General features: G+C 68.9%; 17 protein-coding genes. 13 read left to right on the top strand and 4 right to left on the bottom strand.

Features of this window, described 5'->3' with window-relative positions; genetic code table 11:
* Positions 1–105 precede the first annotated feature (105 nt).
* Positions 106–1,530, bottom strand: coding sequence for a beta-N-acetylhexosaminidase (locus ABD116_RS26150; RefSeq protein ID WP_343975563.1), 1,425 nt, complete (start codon positions 1,528–1,530; stop codon positions 106–108).
* A gap of 100 nt (positions 1,531–1,630) precedes the next feature.
* On the opposite strand from ABD116_RS26150, the gene ABD116_RS26145 reads away from it, so the two are divergent.
* From ABD116_RS26145 to ABD116_RS26135, 3 genes are read left to right on the top strand one after another with little or no spacing between them, the layout of a single operon-like run.
* Positions 1,631–2,899: an MFS transporter gene (locus tag ABD116_RS26145; protein ID WP_343975560.1), complete on the top strand. Its 1,269-nt coding sequence runs from the start codon at positions 1,631–1,633 to the stop codon at positions 2,897–2,899.
* Between the two features lie 9 nt (positions 2,900–2,908).
* Complete coding sequence (locus ABD116_RS26140) at positions 2,909–3,367, top strand: GNAT family N-acetyltransferase (protein ID WP_343975557.1); 459 nt, start codon at positions 2,909–2,911, stop codon at positions 3,365–3,367.
* A gap of 36 nt (positions 3,368–3,403) precedes the next feature.
* Positions 3,404–4,012, top strand: coding sequence for a TetR/AcrR family transcriptional regulator (locus ABD116_RS26135; RefSeq protein ID WP_343975554.1), 609 nt, complete (start codon positions 3,404–3,406; stop codon positions 4,010–4,012).
* Between the two features lie 19 nt (positions 4,013–4,031).
* On the opposite strand, the gene ABD116_RS26130 is transcribed toward ABD116_RS26135, so the two are convergent.
* On the bottom strand, positions 4,032–4,829 hold the full coding sequence (locus tag ABD116_RS26130) for an SDR family NAD(P)-dependent oxidoreductase (protein ID WP_343975551.1): 798 nt from the start codon (positions 4,827–4,829) through the stop codon (positions 4,032–4,034).
* A gap of 61 nt (positions 4,830–4,890) precedes the next feature.
* Complete coding sequence (locus ABD116_RS26125; protein WP_343975549.1) at positions 4,891–5,736, bottom strand: GNAT family N-acetyltransferase; 846 nt, start codon at positions 5,734–5,736, stop codon at positions 4,891–4,893.
* Positions 5,737–5,870: 134 nt separating this feature from the next.
* Between ABD116_RS26125 and ABD116_RS26120 the strand changes: the two genes are divergently transcribed.
* The 10 genes from ABD116_RS26120 (at position 5,871) to ABD116_RS26075 (ending at position 17,568) form a co-directional block, all read left to right on the top strand.
* Positions 5,871–6,512, top strand: a complete 642-nt coding sequence (locus ABD116_RS26120; RefSeq protein ID WP_343975546.1) for a class I SAM-dependent methyltransferase — start codon at positions 5,871–5,873, stop codon at positions 6,510–6,512.
* An 80-nt stretch (positions 6,513–6,592) separates the two neighbouring features.
* Positions 6,593–7,141 carry a P-loop NTPase family protein gene (locus ABD116_RS26115; protein WP_343975543.1) on the top strand — a complete coding sequence of 183 codons (549 nt, stop codon included), beginning with the start codon at positions 6,593–6,595 and terminating at the stop codon, positions 7,139–7,141.
* On the top strand, positions 7,131–8,384 hold the full coding sequence (locus ABD116_RS26110) for an ABC transporter substrate-binding protein (RefSeq protein ID WP_343975540.1): 1,254 nt from the start codon (positions 7,131–7,133) through the stop codon (positions 8,382–8,384). The genes ABD116_RS26115 and ABD116_RS26110 overlap by 11 nt, the downstream gene beginning before the upstream one ends.
* A complete protein-coding gene (locus tag ABD116_RS26105) occupies positions 8,384–10,153 on the top strand; it encodes a sugar ABC transporter permease (RefSeq protein WP_343975537.1) in 1,770 nt (589 codons plus the stop codon). The genes ABD116_RS26110 and ABD116_RS26105 overlap by 1 nt, the downstream gene beginning before the upstream one ends.
* Positions 10,150–11,445 carry a hypothetical protein gene (locus ABD116_RS26100; protein ID WP_343975534.1) on the top strand — a complete coding sequence of 432 codons (1,296 nt, stop codon included), beginning with the start codon at positions 10,150–10,152 and terminating at the stop codon, positions 11,443–11,445. The genes ABD116_RS26105 and ABD116_RS26100 overlap by 4 nt, the downstream gene beginning before the upstream one ends.
* A 57-nt stretch (positions 11,446–11,502) precedes the next feature.
* Complete coding sequence (gene radA, locus ABD116_RS26095) at positions 11,503–12,915, top strand: DNA repair protein RadA (protein ID WP_343975531.1); 1,413 nt, start codon at positions 11,503–11,505, stop codon at positions 12,913–12,915.
* A gap of 153 nt (positions 12,916–13,068) precedes the next feature.
* Complete coding sequence (locus ABD116_RS26090) at positions 13,069–14,007, top strand: beta-ketoacyl-ACP synthase III (RefSeq protein WP_343975528.1); 939 nt, start codon at positions 13,069–13,071, stop codon at positions 14,005–14,007.
* A gap of 257 nt (positions 14,008–14,264) precedes the next feature.
* The gene (disA, locus tag ABD116_RS26085; protein ID WP_343975525.1) at positions 14,265–15,359 is read left to right on the top strand and encodes a DNA integrity scanning diadenylate cyclase DisA; all 1,095 of its coding nucleotides are present in this window, start codon (positions 14,265–14,267) and stop codon (positions 15,357–15,359) included.
* Between the two features lie 143 nt (positions 15,360–15,502).
* Positions 15,503–16,084, top strand: coding sequence for a PadR family transcriptional regulator (locus ABD116_RS26080; RefSeq protein WP_343975522.1), 582 nt, complete (start codon positions 15,503–15,505; stop codon positions 16,082–16,084).
* Positions 16,060–17,568, top strand: coding sequence for a DHA2 family efflux MFS transporter permease subunit (locus ABD116_RS26075; RefSeq protein WP_343975519.1), 1,509 nt, complete (start codon positions 16,060–16,062; stop codon positions 17,566–17,568). Before ABD116_RS26080 ends, ABD116_RS26075 begins: the two co-directional genes overlap by 25 nt.
* Here ABD116_RS26075 and ABD116_RS26070 read toward each other — a convergent pair.
* Positions 17,555–18,202 carry a hypothetical protein gene (locus ABD116_RS26070; protein WP_343975516.1) on the bottom strand — a complete coding sequence of 216 codons (648 nt, stop codon included), beginning with the start codon at positions 18,200–18,202 and terminating at the stop codon, positions 17,555–17,557. The two genes, ABD116_RS26075 and ABD116_RS26070, sit on opposite strands and share 14 nt — an antisense overlap.

Genomic DNA, 18,202 nt, shown 5'->3' with positions numbered 1-18,202 from the left:
CCGTCCTCCGCCCCGACCAAAAGTCGCCTCAGGCTGTTACCCGTGCTAACCAGCCTGAGGCGACTTTAGTTACCCCCGCAGCATCTGCAAGGTCAGGGACCAGGTTCAGTCGAGCGGCCGGTACGTCAGCCCGAGCGCCTCGACGCGCGCCAGGTGCGGCCGCAGCCGGCCCAGGAACTCGTCGTACGACGTCTTGGGCGACCCCCACGCGCGCTCGGCGAAGGCCGACAGCCGCGGCAGCAGCATGTAGCCGACCCGCTCGGGGCCCTCCATGTACTCCGTCCACACCTGGCACTGGGTCCCGACGATCCGGGCCTCCTCCTCAGCGGTCAGGCCGGGCGGGATCACCTCGAAGTCGTACACCTTCTCCAGCGGCGTGAAGTGCCCGATCGCCAGCGGTTCGGTCGACGGGTCGCCCTGGTAGTAGTCGAAGTACACCGACTGGTTCGGCGCCATCACCACGTCGTGCCCCGCCTTCGCCGCGACCTCACCACGGTCCGGCCCACGCCACGCCATGATCACCGCGCTCTTCGGGCAGTCCGTCTCGACCATCTCGTCCCAGCCGACCAGGCGCCGGCCGTCCTCGGTCAGTACGGACGAGACCTGCTCGGTGAACCAGCCCTGCAGCTGCCCGGCGTCGCTCAGCCCCAGCTCGGCCTGCCGCGCCTGGGCCGCCTCCGACACCCGCCACTGGCCGTCGGGGCACTCGTCACCGCCCAGGTGGATGTACGGGCCGGGGAAGATGTCGAGCACCTCCCGCAGGACCGTCTTGACGAACTCGACGGTCTGGTCGTTGACGTTCAGCACGTCCTCGCTGATGCCCCAGACCTGCCGTACGCCGAGCTGCTGGTCCGGGTTGTTGCCGAGCTCCGGGTACGCCGCGATGGCCGCCTGCATGTGCCCCGGCAGGTCGATCTCCGGTACGACGGTGATGCCTCGCTCATCGGCGTACGCGACGATCTCCCGCAGGTCGTCCTTGGTGTAGAAACCGCCGTGCCGCGTCCCGTCGTACTCGAACTCCGTCTGGCCGTGCGACATCTTTCCGACCATGGTCTCCGGCCGCCACGCGCCAACCTCGGTGAGCTTCGGATACGCGTCGATCTGGACCCGCCAGCCCTGGTCGTCGGTCAGGTGCAGGTGCAGCACGTTCATCCGGTGCAGCGCGATCACGTCGAGCACCTGCAGCACGAACTCCTTCGGCATGAAGTGCCGGGAGACGTCGAGCATCATCCCGCGCCAGCCGAACCGGGGCGCGTCGGCGATGTGCACGGCCGGTACGGCGAGCCCGCCCTCGACCTCCGTCGCCGCGTCGAGCAGCTGCCGGTAGGTCTGCTCCGCGTAGCGCAGGGACTCCTCGGAGCCGGCCGACAGCCGGGCGCCGTCCGGCGTCACGTCGATCCGGTACTCCGTATCGCCCAGGTTCTCCACGACGGTACGGACGGCGTCGCCGGCCGGGTCGGCGCTGACCCATTGGCCGTCGGCGGTGACGAGCTCCCGGGGGGCGGGGACGATCGCGATCTGTTCGGACATCCGGACTCCAAGTGAGGACGACAGGCTGACAAACGAAGACTGGCGACATAAAGCCGCTGCGGCGACCCTACCCGCACCTTTCGGGTGAGAAGGTGGGCGAGTGTCCGCCGACCAAGACTCCACCGACCCTGCCCAGCCGGTGCAGGACGTAGTACCGGCTACTGCGGCTTCTCTGCAGCGGGGGACGTTGCGGGTTCTGGTAGCCAGCAATGTGCTTGGTGGAGTGGCTGTGGCCAGTGGGTTCGCGGTGTCCGGGCTGCTGGCGGAGAACATCTCGGGGTCGACCTCGATGGCCGGATTCGTGTCCACCACGACGACGCTCGGGGCGGCAGCGCTCGCCGTACCGCTGGCCAAGCTGGCCCGGTCGCAGGGGCGGCGCAGCTCGCTGACTGCCGGCTACCTGATCGCCACCGCCGGCGCACTACTCAGCATCGTCGCCGCACAGATCGGCTCACTGGCCCTGCTGCTCTTCGCCGGTTGCCTGTTCGGCGGCGGCTCCGCAGCGAACCTGCAGTCCCGGTACGCCGCGACCGACGCCGCCGACCCCAAACACATCGCCAGCTCCCTGTCGGTCGTCGTCTGGGCCACCACCATCGGCGTCATCGTCGGCCCCAACCTCACCGGCGTCGGTGGGTCGGTCGGTACGTCGCTCGGTGTGCTCGCCCTGGCCGGACCGTACGTCTTCTCCGTCGTCGCCTTCGGTCTCGCCCTGGCCACCGTCTGGTTCGGCCTGCGCCGCCTCCAACAGGTCACCGTCCGGACCACTCTGGAACGCCAGCCACTCGCCGCCACCTTCCGCCGCGTGATGGCCATCCCGCACGCCCGGCTCGGCCTGCTCGCGATCGCCTCCGCGCACGCGGTGATGGTCGGCGTGATGTCGATGACGTCGGTCCACCTGCGCCACCACGGCGCCTCGCTCACCATCGTGGGCTTCGTGATCAGCGGCCACGTCGCAGGGATGTACGCCCTCTCCCCCCTGATGGGCTACCTCGCCGACCGGATCGGCCGCATCCCGACGATTGCCACCGGCCTGGTCATCCTGGCCGGCGCGATGACAGTCGCGGCCTTGGCGCCGGACGACGCCCACGGGCTGACCGCGATCGCTCTGTTCCTACTCGGCCTCGGCTGGTCCGCGTGCCTGGTCGCCGGCTCGACGCTGCTCTCCCGCTCGGTCCCGGACGACATCCGCACCTCAGCGCAAGGCCTGTCCGACCTGACGATGGGCATCTTCGCCTCGCTCGCCGGCACCGGCGCGGGCCCGATCCTGGCCCAATTCGGCTTCCACTGGCTCGCAGTTCTGTGCGGCCTCCTGCTCGTCCCGGTCGCCCTCCTCACGCTCACCACAAGAACTGTCCGTACCGCGAGTTAGCGTGCTCGCATGACTGAGGTGACCCTGCGGCCGATCACGCCGGACGACCTGCCCGCATTGTTCGAGAACCAGTACGACCCGGCCAGCGCGGCGATGGCCGGCGTACCGAGCAAAGAGGAAGCGGACTTCTACGCCCACCGCGAGCGGGTCCAGGCGAACCCCGACAACATCACCCGCGTGGTCGTCGTCGACGGCGAGGTGGCCGGTGACGTGGTCAGCTGGGCCGACGAGGGCGGCCGGCACGTCGGGTACCGGATCGCCCAACGGTTCTGGGGCCGCAGAATTGCGACCGACGCGCTGCAGTTGTTCCTCAGAGAGGTCATCGAGCGCCCGCTCAATGCCGACCTCGTGCAGAGCAACGTCGGCTCCCGCCGTGTCCTGGAGAAGAACGGATTCCGGCTGCTCGGCCCGGACGAGCAGCCGGCCGAGGCCGAGCCGGACTCGTACTACTTCCGCCTCGACGCCTGAGGGACAATTGCCTGCGGCAACATCTACGGAGGGTCGATGGCGGCACCGAAGCGGCTGACACCCAAGGGCGCGGCGACCCGGGACCGGATCGTGGCCGGCGCGGCCGAGTTGCTGCGCCGGCAGTCCGTCGTCACCACCACGCTCGACGACGTGCTCGCTCATACCCGGAGCAGCAAGAGCCAGCTCTTCCACTACTTCCCCGACGGGAAGGACCAACTGCTGCTCGCGGTCGCGCAGTACGAGGCTGATCGGGTGATCGACGAGCAGCAGCCGCAGCTGAGCAACCTGGGCAGCTGGGAGGCCTGGCAGGAGTGGCGCGAGGTGGTCGTGGAGCGCTACCGCTCGCTCGGCGACAACTGCCCGATGGGCACCCTGTTCCTCCAGGTCGGCCGGAACAGTCCCGGCGCCCAGGCGATCGTGCGGCAACTGCTCACGGATTGGCAGCGGTACCTCGCGACCGGACTCGAGGCGCTGCAGGCCAACGGCCACCTCGGTCCGATCGACATCGACCAGGCCTCGGCCGCGCTGCTCGCCGGCATCCAGGGAGGGGTCGCCATCATGCTGTCGACCGGGCAGACCACCTACCTGGAAGCAGCGATCGACCAGTGGCTCGCGCGACTACGGCAGGCCGACGCGCACGCCTGAGCACGCGCCGGCCCAGCGGTCAGGCCGCCGGTACGTCGTACCAGCCGCCGTCGACCTGCATGGTGGTGCCGGTGATGGAGCCTGCGAGCGGGCTGGCCAGGTAGAGGACCGCGCTGGCGATCTCGTGCGGTCGGCTGATCCGGCCGACGTCGTTCGGGGCGAGCGCGCGGAGCAGATTCGGCTCGATCTCCGTCCAGGTCGTGCCCCAGCCCTGCGCCTGGCCGAGTGCGGTCAGGTTCCGCTCGCTCACCTCGGTCAGGATGCCGCCGGGCGCGACCGCGTTCGAGGTCACGCCGGTCTCCTTGAGCTCACGAGCCAGCGACGACGCGAGCGCGTGACGCGCGGCGTTGCTGGCCGCGTAGTGGGGTTGACCGGCCTGCGGCATGATGCCCACCGCGCTGCCGATCTGGATCACGCGACCCCAGCCGCGCTCGCGCATCCCCGGCACCAGGTGCTGGATCAGCCGCACGCTGGACAGGACGTTCACGTTGTAGATGTCCGCCCAATCGCTCGCCGCCAGGTCACCCCAGCCGCGGGCGGGCTCGAAGTACCCGGCGTTGTTGACGAGGATGTCGACCTCGCCGGCCGCCGTGGCGACCTGCGCCGCACCCTCGTCGGTCCCGAGGTCACCGACGACGACGGTCCCCTGGCCGCCGTCGGCCTCGATCGCCTTCAGTACCTGCTCGGCCTTGTCCCGGTCGCGTCCGTGCACGACGACGCTCGCCCCTTCGGCCGCGAGCAGCCTCGCGACCGACTCGCCCAGCCCCGCGCTCGAGCCGGTGACGAGCGCCTTCTTCCCGGCCAACTGCAGATCCACGATCCGTTCCTTCCACGTCCGACGGTCTTTGTCCCATCAGTGTGGAAAGCCGAAAATGGACTCACAAGTCCAATTTCTGGCCGACGTAGTCGACGGTCCGCAGCCCCGGCCGGAAGCCGATGCTCTGGTAGAGCTTGGCCGGGATCGGGTAGCCGTCGTCGCCGCGGGGACAGACGCGTGCCTCGACGCCGCCCAGCTCCTTCAACGCGTGCAGCGCGCCCAGATTGACCGCCTGCCCCAATCCGAGCCGCCGGTACTGCGGTGCGCAGCCGACCGGCTCGACCAGGCCCGCCCGGTGCTGCTCGTCGAGCCAGATCAGCGCGCTGGCCACGAAGACACCGTCGGAGTTCTCGACGACCCAGTCGAGCTCGGGGCGGTACGGCCAGGTGCTCATCACCGCTGCCATTGCCTCGGCCGTCATCTTCGACGGAGCGACGTCGGACCAGGCGGCGCGATGAACGGCCGCCCGCTTCTCGATCTCGTCGGCACGGACATGGCGCAAGGTGAAGCCGTCCGGGACGACCGGCGTACCGAGGTCGTCGAGGGTGATGTTGTGGTGGGTGTAGTACGGGCGACCGTGCTCGAGGACGAAGCCGGCCTTCTCGATGGCGTCGATCAGGTGCGTCTCGCTCTCCAGCACACTGGTCAGTCGTTGCACCGCGGGGCCGGTTTCTTCGCGGAACCAGTCGAGTACGTCGCCGGCCACCTCGGGCCGTGCCGGATCGACGACGAGCAGCAGCCCGTTGCCCTCGATCCAGCCCCACGCGACATCCTGGTCGCCATCACTCCACAACGCGATCCGCCAGCCGGCCTGCCGCTCCGGCGGGACCGAGGCCAGCTCCCACCCGATATCGCCGATGTGGAAGCGCGATCCGGCGCCGTAGATCCGCTGGACCAGATCCTGCATCGCCCGGTCATCGGCTGATCCATGGTGGTCGCGACGGTGCACGAGAGCCTCCGGGGGCGGTTGATTAGGGTTGCGGCGTGGCGAACATAGCGGACGGTGGGATCCCGAGTCCCAACATTTGGCACCATCCCGCCGTGTACGAAGTGGAGAACCGCGCCGTCGATCCGGACGGGGTGATCGAGCCGGCGATGCGGGCGATCCGCGACTGGGCCGGGGCGACCGTGCTGGACCTCGGGTGCGGGACCGGGTTCCACCTGCCGATGTTCGCGGCCACGGCCGGCCGGGTGATCGGGGTCGAGCCGCACGGGGAGCTGGCGGCGATCGCGCGGCGGCGTACCAAGGATCTGCCGACGGTCGAGATCCGGCAGGGGACGGCGCAGAAGGTACCGGTCGAGGACGCGTCGATCGACGTGATGCATGCGCGCTGGGCGTACTTCTTCGGGCCGGGCAGCGAGCCGGGGCTGGCCGAGCTGGACCGGGTGATGCGCCGGGGCGGGACCGCGTTCGTGATCGACAACGACGGCTCGCGGTCGACCTTCGGGCGCTGGTTCAGCCAGAGCTACCCGATGATCAAGCCTCCTGAGGTAGAGCGCTTCTGGCTCAGCCGTGGCTGGCAGCGGACTTCGCTGGACATGGGCTGGCGATTCGAGCGCCGCGAAGACCTGGAGGCGGTGATCCGGATCGAGTTCAAGCCGGCCGACGCCGAGCACTACATCGCCTCCCACATAGGCCTCGAGGTCGACTACGCGATCAACCTCTGGAGTAAGGCCTACTGACATTGCGGCACGCGTTGAAGCTGCGGTGGCCCTGGCCCTCTACTACGGTGAGCAGCCCGACGTAGGAGGCGCCAGGCCGGATGGACGGACTGCTGCTCAAGGGGTTGCCCGGTCTGCCACGGGAGCTTCAGCTAGTCCGAGGCGAGCAGCGAGCCCTGGTGGTTAAGGATGCGACTACTGCACGCCTGTTAGCCGATCTGATCACCGGGCTGGAGCAACCGCCGCCAGACGCGACCATCGATTGCACCGGCGACATCCGGCTCGTACCGGCCGAAGGCGGCTTGCTGCCCCACCTCGACGTGCTCGGCAACATCGTCCATGGCCACACCGTCACCCACCGAGTCACCCGCCGGGCAGCCGAGGAAGAGAGCCGCGAGACCGCAGCCCGTTGCGGTCTGGGAGACGTACTGGACCGCTACCCCCACGAGATCACCCCCGGCCGTCGCCGCCTGGCCGGAGTCGCCCGTGCACTGCGTGCGCACCCCACCGCGATCGTCCTCGAGGATGCACCCGGCCTACCCACGTGGGGATCACTGCTGTGGTTCGAGAACCCGGAGCTGTGGTTCCCGACTCTCCTACTCATCACTACCGACCCAGCCCGTACTACGGGGTTCCAGCATGCCGACTAGCCGCCGCGCCTTCCTGGGTGCCTCCGCCGTACTCCTGGCCACCGGCTGCTCCGGTACTGCGGACGTGCTCGGTCTCCGTCGCCCCGTACGCATCGCAGTGAGCTGGAGCGGTCAGGAACTGCGCGCCTTCCACTCGGTGCTCGACGGGCTCGGGCGGCTGGACTACCCGGTTGAGGTCGTCCCACTCGGCGACGACATCTCCACTGCCTTCGGACCTCGCTCTGCTCGCCGACCCGACTTGGTGATGCTGCCGCAGCCGGGGCTCGTCCCATCTCACCAGAAGGATCTGGAATCGATGCCGGACGACCTGGCCGAGCGGGGCCGAGCGCGGCTCTGGGATGAGCTACTGGTCGTCGACGGAACGACGTACGGGCTGCCGTTCAAGACGGCTCACAAGTCCGCGGTCTGGTACCGGCCATCCGTGCTGAAGAAGGCAGGACTCGAGCCGCCCACCCAGTGGAGTGAGTGGCTCGCGATGAACAGGGTCTTGTCGGATGAAGGCATCAGGCCATTGGCGCTGGCCGCTGGAGATGGCTGGGTGCTCACCGACTTCCTGGAGAACGTACTGCTGGGCTCCTCGCCATCCACCTACCGCGCACTGGCCACTGCCGCTCACCCACGGCCATCCGAGCAGCCTGGCTTTGCTGCGGCTCTGCGGCTCCTGGGGACCATGTGGTCGGCACCTGGAGCGCTGGCGGGCGGCGTGGAGCGGTCGCTGGTACAGCAGTTCCCCGATGCGATCGTGGAGGTCTTCGGGCATCGCAGGGCAGCCATGGTGCTCGCATCCGACTTCGCCGAACCAGTGGTGCGCTCCTTCGCCGCAGACCCCGACGACATCGGCATCTTCACCTTCCCGCCGATCAGTCCCGGCGCGGCGCCACCAGTAGTGGTCGGTGGCGACGTCATGGTGCTGCCCAAGCCGACCAGCGACGACGCCCGAGACCTCGTACGCCGGTTGGCCGCGCCCGCCGCTGTCGATCCGTGGATCGCAGAGGGTGGCTTCCTGGCGGACGGGGTGACCAGTGGGTACTCCCCTGAACTCACCCGGCTCGCGCAGCAACTGGTGGCGCCCGGTGCGTCGCTGCAGTTCGACCTGTCCGACCGGCTCGGACGCCTGGGCGACATCAATGGGCTGTGGCGAGTGCTGACCGACTTCCTCGTCCGGATCGGCGGCCGCGGTAGCGACGTCGTACCGGAGGCCGTTGACGACGCGCTGGCCGAACTGAAGAAGGTGGAGAGCTGATGGGGCTGCAGAGCAACGGCCTGACGCTCGAGATCGTCGGGCGCGAGATCAGCGGCCGGCCGGTGCCGGGTAAGCCACGGCGACCACTAGGCCCTTATTTGCTTGGGCTTCCGGCATTGCTGTTGAGCTCGTTGCTGCTCATCCCCATTGCGGTGACCGTGGTGGCTGCGTTCAGGCGTCCGGACGGTACCTTCGGGCTCGGGAACTTCGCGGTGATGGGCGACCCGGCCGCATTGCATGCCGTCGGCAACAGTCTGGCCTGGATCGCGGTGGCGCTCGGACTGGTCGTGGTCGGCTTCCTGCTGGCGCTCGTCAGCTACCGGCTGCCGGGGTTGTCGACGTTTCTCCAGCCGGCGTTGGTGATTCCGTTCGCTGTGTCGGTGCTGGTGTCAGGGGTGACCTTCCGGCTCATCTACGACCCGACGCCCGAGCGTGGCACGGTGACGGCCGTCTGGACCAAGCTGTTCGGCTCCAGCCCGGTATGGCTCGGGCCTGGGCTGTTCTGGCTGGTGCTGGTGTCGGCGTTCGGCTGGACCTGGCTCGGGTACGTCGTATCGCTGTTCCGGGCGGGCCTCGACGCGATCCCGGATGACGTGAGCCGGACCTTGGCGGCAGAGGGCGTCACCGGGTGGCGACGGCTGCTGGCACTGGAGTTGCCCTTGCTCAGGCCGATCACTGGCGTGGTAACGCTGACCCTGGTGATTGCGGCGGTGCGGGTGTTCGACCTGGTGCTCATCGTCGTCCCTGGACCGATGCAGCGCGATGCCGACGTACTGGGGTTGAACTGGTGGCGCGCTACCAGCACGGGTGAGCCTGCCGGTCGTACTGCGGCTCTGGGTGTGGTGCTGTTCGCGATCGTGGCTGCTGTCGCGGTCATCGGTGTCCGCGGGTTGCGGCGACGGCGGTGGGCGATGCCGGTGAGTGTGGTCCGGCCTGTCCTCGCGCGCTCCAGGCCTAGCCGGCGGGTGCGGCGGATCGGGTGGACGGTCGGGTTCGCGGTGAGCCTGATCTGGATCCTGCCTGCCGTTGTGCTCGTGGCGACTGCGCTGCATTCGCCGCGGGAGGCCGGGCTGCGTGGGTGGTGGTCGCTCGACGGGGTCGGGGTGGACTCCTTCACGGCCGCCGTCAACGCGGGCTTGCTGCGGGCGCTGCTGTCGACACTGCTGATCTCTTCCGTGGCAACCCTTGTTTTGCTGGTGATTGCGGTGCCTACTGCGTACCTGGTGGCCTGGGGTGGGTTACCGCACTGGTTGGGGCGGCTGGTCTCGTCGTCCTTTGTGGTGCTCGCGGTGACGCCGGTGCAGATGTATGCGGCTCCGCTGCGGGATGCGATCGGCACGGCGGGGTTAGCCGGGTCGCGGGTGGCGTTGGCCTTGGTGCATGCGGCGGCCGGGTTGCCGTTCGCAGTACTGCTGCTGCGGTCGGCGTTTGCTTCGGCGCCGCCGGTGCTGGTGGCTGAGGCGTTGCGGGGGCCGGCTCGGCAGAGCGCAGTACTGGCTACTGTGCAGCGGACGTACCGGCCTGCTCTGGTTGCTGTGGCGGTGCTGGAGTTCGCGCTCGTGTGGAATGACTTCATCGTGGGGTTCTTGATCAGCGGGCCTGGCACTACGCCGCTGTCGCTGGTGTTGTGGGGAGAGGCTCGGCAGTTCTCGGCCTCCAGCGGGACAGTGGCCGCTGCTGCGGTGGTGGCGTCGGTGGTGCCAGTGGCGTTGCTGCTGACCTTCTGGCGGACGGTTGTGCGCGGGCTGACCGTGGGGAGCAAGCCGTGACGTCACCTGACCCTTCGGGCAAGCCGTCTGACCAGGAACCGCGTCGGCGGGGCGACATCCTCGGGATCAGCGCGCTCGCGGCCGGGCTGTTGTCGGGACTGGCCGGGGACAAGCTCTCCCAGAGCATCGACAGCAGCGGCTGGATCAAGGTCGCCGGGATCAGCCTGACCATCGTGCTGGGGCTGATCTGGGCGATCTACAACGCTCCGGTCGGATTGCGGCGGTATCGGCGCTGGCGGTCTCGGGCACCGCGAGAGCCTGGCGCGTTGCATGTTGCGGCTGAGGAGGCTGAGCAGTGGCTGGTGTCGCTCGGCTCGGATGCAGGTGGGTTGGCGGCCTCGGAGTGGTTCCAGCAGGAGGAGCCGCGGTTGCGGGAGCTACTGGAGGTGGAGAAGGCTCGTACCGACAACGTGGATGACTTCGCCCGGATCTGCGATGCGCTGGAGGCTTGGTACCTGCGGCGGCAGGACAGTCGTGGACTGCTGGAGCTCAGTGAACTGCTGACGGCGGCGGGTGATGCCTGTGCTCGGCGCGACCTGGCGGAGCTCGCTGCGGCGCGGGCGGCAACGGCGTACCGGTTGATGGGTGATCTGGAGACGGCGAGCACTCGGCTCGGGGTGTCTTCCAATGTGGCGACCCGTGGTCGGACTGCGGCGGCACTGACCACTCGGCGGCAGGTGGAGCGGGCGCTGCTGCATTTGGCGCGGGCCGAGCAGGCACCGGCCGGCAGCGATCGGGACGAGGCGGTACTGAACGCACGGGACCGGTTGGACGACGCACGCCTGCGACGCCCCGGGCCGGATCTGGCAGGCGAGATCGCCATCCAGATCAACCTCGCGATCGTCCACCTCTACCAACAGGATCCTGAAAGCGCCCTGGACCGCCTACGAGCCGCAGCTGCCCGGGCCACCGCCGCCGGTGACGCCAGCGCACGAGCCCACGCCCTGGAACTCCACGGCGTAGCAGCCTGGATGCAACGCAGCCCCAAAGAAGCCAAACAGTGGTGGCGAGAAGCCGCCAACCTCTACGCCGAGGTAGACGAACCCGAAGGCCGGGCCCGCTGCCTCCAGCACCTCGGCTCAGCCGAGATCATCAACAACCTCCCCGACAACGCCCGCGCCTACCTCGAACAAAGTGCCGACCTCCGCGGCGGCACAACCGGCCACCCTCTCCTCGCCCACTACCTCAAAGCAGCCCGCGACGCCGGCGACCAACCACCCCCACCCGAATCCCCACCCCACCGAACCGCCACCAACTGGCTCCGCCGAAAACTCTCCCGTTGGTTCACCTGAGCAAACCTGTGGATAGGGAGATCAAGTTTGTCGGTGGGTTCAATTAGGTTGGGCCGCATGGTGAAGGCAGCGGGGTCGGCCAGGTCGAAGGCGGCGGGGAAATCGCCGTTCGCGTGTAGTGAGTGTGGGTGGACTACCGCGCGCTGGATCGGGCGGTGCGGGGAGTGTCAGGCGTGGGGGACGGTGGCCGAGGTCGGGGCGCCCAAGGCTGCTCGGATTACTGCGGGGCCTGTGTCGTCGCCGGCGATGCCGATCGGGAAGGTGTCGGCGGTTGAGGCGGAGTCTCGGCCGACAGGGATCGGTGAGCTGGATCGGGTGCTTGGCGGCGGGGTTGTGCCGGGGGCAGTGATTCTGCTCGCGGGCGAGCCGGGGGTTGGCAAGTCGACGCTTTTGCTGGAGGTGGCAGCGCAGTCGGCGCGACGAGGACAACGCACGTTGTACGTGTCCGGCGAGGAGTCCGCAGCCCAGGTCCGGCTCCGGGCAGGACGCACGGACGCGTTGGTGGACGAGCTGTACCTCGCGGCCGAGACAGACCTCGGAGCGGTCGTCGGCCAAGTGGACGCCGTCGACCCGACCTTCCTGGTGATCGACTCCGTGCAGACGATGGCGCACCCCGAGGTCGACGGCGCGCCAGGCGGTGTCACCCAGGTCCGCGAGGTGACAGGCGCACTCGTCCGGCTGGCGAAGGAGCGGAACATCGCCGTCGTCCTGGTCGGGCACGTGACCAAGGACGGCGCGATCGCCGGACCACGGATGCTGGAGCACCTGGTCGACGTGGTGCTGGCGTTCGACGGCGACCGGCACTCCGGGTTCCGGATGGTGCGGGCGACCAAGAACCGGTTCGGCCCGTCCGACGAGGTCGGCTGCTTCGACATGGTCGACACCGGCATCGTCGAGGTGAGCGACCCGACCGGCCTGTTCGTGTCCGAGCACGCCGAGCCGGTCGCGGGCACCTGCGTGACCGTGATGATGGAAGGACGCCGGCCGTTGCTGGCCGAAGTACAGGCTCTGGTCGGGCCGTCAGCGGCACCACAACCACGGCGTACGACGTCAGGGCTCGAGTCGTCGCGGGTGGCGATGGTGCTCGCCGTGCTGGGCAACCGCGCGGGGCTGAAGCTGACCGACCAGGAGGTGTACGTCGCGACCGTCGGCGGGGTGAAGATCACCGAGCCCGTCGCGGACCTCGCGGTCGCCATCTCGGTCGCGTCGTCGGTGATGGACAAGCCGATCCACCCCGGCCTGATCGCGATCGGCGAGGTCGGCCTGGCCGGCGAGGTGCGCCGCGTCGGCGGGCTGGAGAAGCGGCTGGCCGAGGCCGCCCGGCTCGGCTTCACCAAGGCGATCATCCCGGCCGACGTGCCGAACCGCTCCAAGGAGTCCAAGCCGATGGACATCGAGGCCAAGTACGGCCTGCGCACGTTCGCAGCCGGCGACATCCGCGCCGCCCTCACCGCCGCCGGCCTCACCTGACCACCGGGGCTGGACCCTGTGGTCCAGTTCACAGCGGGGGCATGAGCGTGAGACGGGTATCTACGCACCAGTAGTAAGGAACGTATTCTGAGGGTGCCCCCACCCCAAACGGCCACCGCCCCAGGCCGTCCCCCTCCCGGAGGAGCACGCGAGATGACCGGTTCCAGAGTTGTCGCCCTCGGCCATTACCAACCCGAGCGGGTGCTCACCAACGCCGAGCTGTCCACCATGGTGGAGACCAACGACGAGTGGATCCAGAGCCGGGTCGGGATCAAGGAACGCCGGATCGCGGCGCCGGACGAGCAGGTCGACGAGATGGCCTGGCGCGCCGCCGAGAAGGCCGTCGCCAACGCCGGCATCGACCTCGCCGAGATCGACCTGGTCGTCGTCGCGACCTGTACGGCGATCGACCGCTCCCCCAACATCGCCGCCCGGGTCGCCGCCCGCCTCGGCCTCGGCAGCCCCGCCGCGCTCGACGTGAACACCGCCTGCTCCGGCTTCAGCCACGCGCTCGCCACGGCCGACCACGCGATCCGCGCGGGCGCCGCCTCCAAAGCGATCGTGATCGGCGTCGAGAAGCTGAGCGACTTCACCGACTGGACCGACCGGACCACCTGCGTGCTGATCGGCGACGGCGCCGGCGCTGCCGTCCTGGTCGCCAGCGACGAGCCGGAGATCGGCCCGGTCGTCTGGGGCTCGGTCCCGGAGATGTCCGACGCGGTCCGGATCGAGGGCCGCGACGGCAAGTTCGCCCAAGAAGGCCAGAGCGTCTTCCGCTGGACCACCACCCAGCTCCCGGTGATCGCCCGGCAGGTCTGTGAGAAGGGCGGAGTCACCCCCGAGGCGCTCGGCGGCGTCGTCCTCCACCAGGCCAACCTGCGGATCATCGAGCCGCTGGCCAAGCGCCTCGGCGCGGTCAACGCGGTGATCGCCCGCGACGTGATCGAGTCCGGCAACACCTCGGCAGCGAGCATCCCGATCGCGTTGTCGAAGCTGGTCGAGCGGCGCGAGATTCCGGCCGGTGCGCCGGTGCTGCTGTTCGGGTTCGGCGGCGGCCTCTCGTACGCCGGACAGATCATCCGCTGCCCGTAGTACCGGCCCGGCAGCAGCGACACGCGGTACACCGCGAGTTGCTTCAGCTGTTATCCGATCGGTGATCGAACACCGCCCCCGATCACCTTCCGGACCCGCCGGGTACCGAAACGACGCTCAGCCGACCACTGCACGATGCGGTTGCACGATGCGATGCACGTGCGTTTGCAAACGCGACCGAATCGCCGGAGCCCACCGGCCTGCAAAGCTGGTGGGTCGGTCACAGTACGGCGCGCAGCCGCATAGACTCAGGGACCGTGGCCCCGAATTCCGACAAGAACAGCACCGACGCCCGGATGCGCGCGACCCTCGCCGCCGTGGCGCCCGGTACCGAATTGCGTGAAGGCCTGGAACGGATCCTGCGGGGCCGGACCGGTGCCCTGCTGGTGCTCGGCCAGGACAAGGTGGTCGACTCCATCTCCACCGGCGGCTTCGAGATCGAGGTCGAGTTCACCGCGACCGGCCTGCGCGAGCTGAGCAAGATGGACGGCGCGATCATCCTCGACCGCGACATGTCCCGGATGCTGCGCGCCGCCGTCCACCTGATGCCGGACCCGTCCATCCACACCGAGGAGACCGGCACCCGGCACCGCACCGCCGACCGGGTGGCCCGGCAGACCGGCTTCCCGGTCATCTCGGTCTCCCAGTCGATGCACATCATCGCCTTGTACGTCGACGACCAGCGCTACGTGCTCGAGGACTCCGGCGCCATCCTGTCCCGGGCGAACCAGGCGCTGGCCACCCTCGAGCGCTACAAGCTGCGCCTCGACGAGGTCTCCGGCACGCTGTCCGCGCTCGAGATCGAGGACCTGGTCACGGTTCGCGATGTCGCCGCGGTCGCCCAGCGGCTGGAGATGGTCCGCCGGATCGCCACCGAGATCGACGGGTACGTCGTCGAGCTCGGCACCGACGGCCGGCTGCTCACTCTGCAGCTCAACGAGCTCGTCGCCGGTGTCGCCGGTGAGCGCGAGCTCGTCGTCCGCGACTACCTGCCGCCCGCGGCCGGCCGCCGCCCGAAGACGGCCGAGGACGTCCTGCTCGAGCTCGACGCGGTCAGCCCGACCGACCTGCTCGACATCGGCCAGGTCGCGCGCGCCCTGCAGCTCGGTGGCGCCGAGCAGCTCGACGCGGCCGTCACCCCGCGCGGCTACCGCCTGCTGGCCAAGGTGCCGCGCCTCCCCGGCGCGGTCATCGACCGCCTGATCGAGCACTTCGGCCACCTGCAGAAGCTGCTCGCCGCCAGCATCGACGACCTGCAGACCGTCGACGGCGTCGGCGAGAACCGCGCCCGCACGGTCCGCGAGGGCCTGTCCCGCCTCGCCGAGTCCAGCATCCTGGAGCGCTACGTCTAGACGCTCTTCCTGTACTACGTAACGCAGCGCCGGCTGACCCATCAGCCGGCGCCGCGTCTCTTTGTGCTGCCCGTAGGGGACTTGCCTGAGCACCTCTCGGCGAGTAATACTCCACGTGGAATAGTTCGCACGGAATGATCGGAGTGGGCGATTTGGCCTCCCTGACGCCACTGGCGATCGCGGTGCTGGCGTTGCTGGTCGAGCGCCGGATGCACGCCTACGAGATGTACCAACTGCTGCTGCACCGGCGGAACGACCGGCTGATCAAGGTCAAGCCCGGTTCGCTCTACCACACCGTCGAGCGGCTGACCGGCCAGGAACTCGTCCGCGCGACCGGCACCGAACGGGCCGGGAACCGCCCCGAGCGGACGACGTACGAGATCACCGCCGCCGGCCGGGAGGCGCTCGAGGAGCGCGTCCGGACCGGGATCGAGACCTACGAGTACGAGTACCCACTGTTCCCCGTCGTGCTGAGCGAGGCGCACAACCTCGAAGTGAAGGACGCAGCGGAACGCTTCCGGCGCCGGCTGTGCGAGATCGAGGAGCAACTCACCGAGGTCGAGTCCGCGATCGCGGACGTGACCGAGCGGCAGGTGCCCGAGCCGTTCTGGCTCGCCGCGGGCTACAACCGGGCCGTGCTCGCCGCCGAGCGGGACTGGCTGACCACGCTTCTTCAACGGATCGAGAGCAAGGATCTTTCATGGCAACACCGCAAGAACAAGTGACACCCGACGTCCGGCCGTGGCCGGCGTTGTGGGCGCTGGTACTGGGCTTCTTCATGATCCTGGTCGACTCCACCATCGTCTCGGTGGCGACCCCCTCGATCCTGACCGACCTGCACACCGACGTCGGCAACGTCGTCTGGGTGACGAGCGCCTACCTGCTCGCCTACGCCGTGCCGCTGCTGATCACCGGCCGGCTCGGCGACCGGATCGGGCCGAAGAAGCTCTACCTGGCCGGCCTGACCCTGTTCACCCTCGCGTCGGTCTGGTGCGGGCTGACCAACTCGATCGAGATGCTGATCATCGCCCGGGTCTTCCAGGGACTGGGCGCGTCGATGATGACGCCGCAGACGATGGCGGTGATCACCCGGATCTTCCCGGCGAACGAGCGCGGCAAGGCGATGAGCCTGTGGGGCGCCACCGCCGGCGTCGCGACGCTGGTCGGCCCGATCCTCGGCGGCGTGCTCGTCGACGGGCTCGGCTGGCAGTGGATCTTCTTCATCAACGCGCCGATCGGCGTCCTCGGTTTCGTGCTGGCCTGGCGGCTCGTCCCGGACCTGCCGACGCACGAGCACAGGTTCGACCTGGTCGGCGTCGCGCTGTCCTCGATCGGCCTGTTCTGCCTGGTGTTCGGCATCCAGGAGGGCCAGAAGTACGACTGGGGTCAGATCAGCGGACCGATCTCGGTCTGGGGCCTGATCATCGTCGGCCTGCTGGTGATCGGGATCTTCCTGTTCTGGCAGGCGAAGAACAAGGGCGAGCCGCTGCTGCCGCTGTCGCTGTTCAAGGACCGCAACTTCTCGCTGGCCAACACCGCGATCACCACCGTCGGCTTCGCGATCACCGCGATGACGTTCCCGCTGATGCTGTACGCCCAGAGCGTGCGCGGCCTGAGCCCGACCCGGTCGGCGCTGCTGCTCGTGCCGATGGCGGTCATCTCCGGCCTGCTCGCACCGTTCGTGGGACGCCTGACGGACAAGACCCACCCGCGGTACCTGGCCGGCTTCGGCCTGCTGTGCTGCTCGGTCTCGCTCTTCTGGCTCAGCCAGGTGATCGAGCCGGACGTGGCGATCTGGAAGCTACTGCTGCCGATCGCGTTGCTCGGTGTCGCCAACGGCTTCATGTGGGCGCCGCTGGGCAGCACTGCGACTCGTAACCTGCCGATGCATCAGGCCGGTGCGGGCGCGGGCGTCTACAACACCACGCGGCAGGTTGGTGCGGTGCTGGGCAGCGCGGGCATCGCCGTACTGATGGAGTCGCGTCTGGCCAGCAATCTCCCTGCACTGCAAGGGACTGCGGTCGAAGGTGCAGGCAAGCTGCCCGAGGCGCTACGGCAGGGCTTCAGCGACTCGATGGCGCAATCGATCATGCTGCCGGCTGCTGTTCTGCTGATCGGACTCGCCGCGTCACTGCTCTTCGCCAAGCCGGCCTTCATGAACAAGCCGGCCGACATTCCTTCTGCAACAGGGACTGCTAGACGATCGTGAAGGCCTGGAGGGCCGAGGCGTTCCCGTCGTAGACCGCCTTGGCCACATAGGTTCCCGGCTTGGCCTGCAGCTGTCCGGGCAGGCAGCCGGGGCGCGACCGGCGGCCGTCCCACGGGATGGTCACCGTCGACTGCTTGCCCTTGGCAAGGATCAGGATTGCTCGCGGAACCACCTTCTCGCAGTGCTCCGTGGTCCAGATCTGGTCCTTGCCGGAGGTGATCGTCAGCGACAGTACGGTCGGGTCGACGGCGATCCGGCACTCCTCGCGGACGGCGCTCAGCTGGATCACCAGGTTCATCGAGTTGCCCGAGGTGAGCGTCCGGGTGGCCGGTACGACCTCGATCCGCACGTCCCTGCCGATGCAGGTGACGTCCTTCGGAGTCTTGGTCGACGTCTCCGTCGCCTTCTTGGACTCTGACGTCTTCGAGCTGGGTGTCTGCGTGGGGACGACGGTCGGGGCCGATGTCGGGTTCTGGCCGGGGTCCGTGGCCGCTGAGTTCTTGGGGTCGTCGCCACCGCCGAGCACCCGGACCAGGACGAAGAGCAGCGCCACCAGTACGGCGAGCACAAGTGCGCGCCGGAACCAGTACACGCTGGCGGGCAGATGCCCGACCGGTCGGAGCAGGCTGCTCAT

Origin of the sequence: Kribbella koreensis (assembly GCF_039525325.1) — a bacterium.
GTDB lineage: Bacteria > Actinomycetota > Actinomycetes > Propionibacteriales > Kribbellaceae > Kribbella > Kribbella koreensis.
The sequence above is the reverse complement of the archived record's forward strand: the minus strand, read 5'-3'. Positions and strand labels throughout refer to the sequence as shown.